This is a genomic window from Longimicrobium sp., assembly GCF_036280135.1.
Lineage (GTDB): Bacteria > Gemmatimonadota > Gemmatimonadetes > Longimicrobiales > Longimicrobiaceae > Longimicrobium.
The window spans coordinates 1-4,373 of sequence record NZ_DASURI010000178.1; the positions used below are offsets into that span (position 1 = coordinate 1).

At 69.4% G+C, this 4,373-nt stretch carries 5 protein-coding genes and 1 pseudogene; all 6 read right to left on the reverse strand.

Features of this window, described 5'->3' with window-relative positions; translation table 11 throughout:
- A pseudogene (locus VFZ20_RS05260) lies at positions 1-224 on the reverse strand (hypothetical protein); the annotation flags it as partial.
- Positions 225-255: 31 nt separating this feature from the next.
- Complete coding sequence (locus VFZ20_RS05265; RefSeq protein ID WP_329682787.1) at positions 256-1,032, reverse strand: hypothetical protein; 777 nt, start codon at positions 1,030-1,032, stop codon at positions 256-258.
- Positions 974-2,179 (reverse strand): hypothetical protein, encoded by a 1,206-nt coding sequence (locus tag VFZ20_RS05270; protein WP_329682788.1) that lies wholly within the window; start codon positions 2,177-2,179, stop codon positions 974-976. The genes VFZ20_RS05265 and VFZ20_RS05270 overlap by 59 nt, the downstream gene beginning before the upstream one ends.
- A gap of 29 nt (positions 2,180-2,208) precedes the next feature.
- Entirely contained in the window at positions 2,209-2,484 is a 276-nt protein-coding gene (locus VFZ20_RS05275) for a hypothetical protein (RefSeq protein ID WP_329682789.1), read from the reverse strand.
- A 210-nt stretch (positions 2,485-2,694) separates the two neighbouring features.
- Positions 2,695-3,420, reverse strand: coding sequence for a hypothetical protein (locus VFZ20_RS05280; protein WP_329682790.1), 726 nt, complete (start codon positions 3,418-3,420; stop codon positions 2,695-2,697).
- The coding region (locus VFZ20_RS05285) for a tetratricopeptide repeat protein (protein WP_329682791.1) at positions 3,417-4,373 on the reverse strand (957 nt) is incomplete at its 5' end. The genes VFZ20_RS05280 and VFZ20_RS05285, both read right to left, overlap by 4 nt.

Consider the following 4,373-nt stretch of genomic DNA (forward strand, 5'->3'; position numbering starts at 1 on the left):
CCGTACGCCACAGCCTGGGCCGGAAGGCGGCTGAGGGTGTCACGGTCGCTCTTGATCTCGTATCCATGCAGGGCGGTCCCCGACACCACGGCGACGTCAATGCGGAACTCTCGCTGGCAGATTTCCAGCTCGGGGACTACGAGCGAGCCGGAGCACGCCGCGTGACGGGCGAGTTCTGTTGCATACAGAACCGATCGGATATCGCTGTCCTTCGTTCCTTCCATCCGTATCTCCACCCGCCGCGGCGACGTTCCCCTATGCCAGCAGGCGGACCACGAAGCGGAAGCCACGGTCGATGACGTACAGCTGGCTGCTCGCCTCGTCGATCGCGGCGCCGGAAGCGGGTTGGGGCGTCGGGCGCGAAATGGCGAGGAAGTAGAAACCGCCCGCCTCGAAGAACGCCGTGCGGCCCAGCTGTGGGTGTTCCCCGGCCTGGGCCTCCAGCGCGTTCCGCAGTCTGTCGCACGGCCCCGCGAGCGTCGTGTCTGCGGGCCCCCGGTTCCTCTCATCCATGGCCCACAGCGCCGTCAAAAGCCTGCCACACGTCTCCGAGAACGTCGTGTCGGCCGGTGGCGAACTCTCCGCGTCCCCCGCCCGCAGAGCATCCCACAGCCTGGCACAGGTCTCCCGATCGGCTTCGTCGTGCAGGTGCCGTACGTCGCCCGGCAAGACGCCGGCAAGGCCGAGCTGCTGGCGGACAGGAGCCGTGTGCTCTGCCGCCAGGAAATTGCGAACGCGTGCTTCCTGATGCACCGAGGTGCCAGGACAGGTGTTTGCCTGCGCGCGGGAGGGCACGGGGAAGAAGGTGGCGGACGCTCCGGCGACGGCGAGAACCACCAGGTGATGTAACCTGTGCATGTTGATCAGCCTTTGATTGAGGATACTTTCGTCGCCCGAACGATTCGGTAGCGCACGCAGATTGCGCCCGGACGGACGATCGATGCCGGATCGCTTTGACCGGCGCGTCGAATTTCTATGCCCGAAGGGCTGCGACGATTTCACCCGCGAGACGCGCAGCACGCGGATGACCATGCCCGGTTCCCTCGGCCGCGGGCGTCTGGCGCCTCAGCACGTCGTGGAGGACGTCGTGCGCGATGTCCCGGAGCCTACCTTCGGTCCAGGGGTGGGAGCGCTCCACCACCCTGCTTGCCAGCTGCTCCGCCAGTGCCCAGTCCGCCAGTAGCGCCGCTCCCCGCGCCACGTCGAGCAGCGCGGCGCCGGACTGGTCGACGACCGGGTCCGGAAGACTTTGGATTTCACCGGTGACTGCGGAGAACGCCACCGCATTCCCGGACCCGGCGGCGGCGAAGGCAAGGGATGCGAGCACCTGAAGTCGGTCGGAGGGCTCGTCGAACTGCGCTGCTGCGGCTTCGAGTACCTGGAGCGCCGGCCCATAGCAGCCCTCCGCGGCCCATGAGGTCGCGATATCGTGAGCCAGGGCGGGAAGCCGCGGGTGCGAGCTGCTCTTGTAGATCTCGACAGCCCCGGCCGCGTACTCCTCCGCCTCGCGCGATCTTCCGAGGTACCACGTTACGACGAAGAGATCGTGCATCGCTTCGCCTTCTCGATTTCGTAGTCCGTGCCGGCGGGCGATGCGAAGGGCGTCTCCATGGGCTTTGAGGGCCTTCCGAAGGTCGCCGCCGACGAAGGCATGAAGGTTCCCCTGGCTAATCAGCGCGCGCGCCTGCAGGTCGCGGTCGCGTTTATGGACCGCAACTCTTTCGGCGCGCTTCAGCCAGGCCGTCGCCTCGCGCACGAGCCCGCGGGCACGCATCAGCCGCCCGGCCGTCCACGCGTACTGCGGCTGTTCGGGCCAGCTCAGCCCGGCGGCCTCCGCAAAGGCGATCGCGGTCGCCCAGTAGCAGCGCTCGGTGGCCCAGTCGGTTACGCAGAGACATGCCTGCGCGATGGCCTGCGGGGAGCCGTGCTCCAACCGGGCGAGTTCACCGACCAGGACGGCGAGGGGGTCCCGGAGTTCCGGGTCCCACTCCTCGCGGAGCAGGCGCTCCTCCCACTCCCTCATGGCCGTCACCTCGAACAGATCGCCGCGCCATGCCGGTTCCTGGCCGGCCCACAGGAGAACGCTGGAGAGCGTCTGCCACGTCGTGAGCGCGACCTCCTGCGGCAACTCGCGCACGATCGTCGCACCCGCCTCCCCGCCAACGGTCAGGGGCTTCATGAACTCCGGGCCACGAGCAGGTCGAGCCATCACGAGCGCTCCTGGAGCCGTGAGGACGGGCACCGCTGGGTCGCCTGGAGGAGCGCGTCCATCGCGCGGGTGACATCTGCGACGTTCTCGGGAGTGGTCACCGCAAAGGCCCTGGCGTCGATGAAGAGCGGACGCTGAACGGGGCTGCGCCCGCTGGGCGCCTCGGCGGCGCCGACACGCGGGCAGGCGTTACTCGGGGTTACGGCCGGCCGCGGAGTGCCGGGGACACACCCCAGCATGAAGAGGCCGGCGGCGCTGATGAACGAGATCCTCATCGGGGTTCCTCCTGTATTAGTTTCCGCTCCCGAACATCCACGTCGCACCAACTCGAATGGGCCGGTCCGACCATCGCCCGCGATACTCCCGCATCTTCTCGCCAACTGGGGTTAGCGGATTCTCTGGGGGCCCCCACAGCACCAGCGCGCCGATGACGGTGAGGGTGCCCATCCACGCTCGTGGTGAACTCGCCGATCCGGATCCTGACCTCACGAATCCGGATTCTCTCCTGTCGCGAAGAAACCTTTCAGCAGGTCGAGCCAGGGCGGCGGCGGCTCGCCCGCCGCCTCGTACCGGTTTTCGAGGTCCTGCACCACGAAGCCGCTTACCCGTTCGCGCTCCGACTCCGGCAGCCCATGCAGAAGAAAATCGACTGCCTGACGGGCCGTATCCGCGGTGATCTCGCTGTTGGAAACGTCCTGTATCGCGGCGAACGTCTCCGTGACACGATTAAACCACTCGCCGCCTGGCAGCAGGCGGGCGACCTGGCGGACCAAGGCGCGAAACCCGTCCGGAACGTCTACCGCCGCCCCCGTGGCGAGGACGAGCACCGTCGCGTACCGGCCGAACTCGGACCGATGCGCGTCGATGTCGTTGTCCGGTGGGAGGCCGAGCCCCGGCCATCCCGTCACCAGGTCGGCAAGGTTGAACGCCATCGACCGGAAGACCTCCTGCAGCTCGGACTCGGCGAACGTGAGGAGCGCCCCATACTCATCGTCCGGACGGTCCGGCTCGCGGTGCTGCTCTGCCCAGCGCTGCAGCCCCCGCACGGCGTCCCACCCGCTTTCCACCAGGTCCATGGCCAAGGCCAGCAAGGCACGCGCGTCCTCATCCTCGATCCACACCATCCGTTCGCGCGCATCCAGCCACGCCGGGCCGTAGATGGTGGCGGCTGGCTCCTCGCCTTCCGCGGGAGTGCGTTCCGGCTCGCTCATGATGCCCTGTCCACGCGGTGGATTTCCTCATCCGACCAGAGCTCGTCCAGACGCTCCGCAACGGCGGGACGCTCCGCTGGCGGCGCCAGACCCAGCACGGCCCGTCGCGCGGCCCCGAACGCACGCGGGTCACCCGTCGTCCGAGCCGCATGCGCGAGGTCAATCGCCGCCGCGTACCGCACCGCGTCAGGGAGCTCGCTGTTCCCCAGCAGGGCCCACGCGGCCTGCCACGCCACTGCGCCGGCCTGCGGGTGCCCCGGCTCCGCGCGCGCCCGCGCCGTCAGCGCGAAGGTGGCAAGCTGCCCCGCGGGCTCCATCGTCAGCACCGCAGGAACAAGGCGCCGCAGTGCCTCGCTCGCGCGCCCGCCTTCACCCACGTCGGTCCAGAATCGCGCGAGGTCCAGCAGGAGATCCGCGGCCCCCGCCTCATCGGCGTCGAGCGCCAGTTCCGCACTCAGGGCAAACTGCGCCGCGCCGGCGTCGTCGCCCTTCTGGCGGGCGAGCCGGAAGAGGCCGTGCGCAGCCCGCATCTCCTCCGCGGCGTCGCCGTGTCCACGCGCGACTCGCATCGCGCGACGGTAGAAACGCTCAGCACGGAGCAGCTCCCCCCTGCGCTCGCACACCACTCCCAGCTCCACCAGGGCCGACGCGTGCGCCGTCCAGTTCTGCTCCCGGCGCGCGACCGGGACGGCCCGCCGGAACCACGTCTCCGCGCGCGCCAGCTGACCCGCTTCCCGCGCGCAGACGCCTGTGAACACCGCCGCGTCGCCGGACTCCGGCGCCGCCTCCGCGCCGGCCTGCGCAAACGCGACCGCCGTGTGCCGCAGACCGGCGCCCCGCGCCCACGCCGCGACTTCCAGACAGCAGAGCATCACGATGTCCGGGTCCGCACGGTCAGGCCGGCTGAGCATCGCGTGCAGGGTATCCACCGGGGCCGGCAGCATCGACGGCAG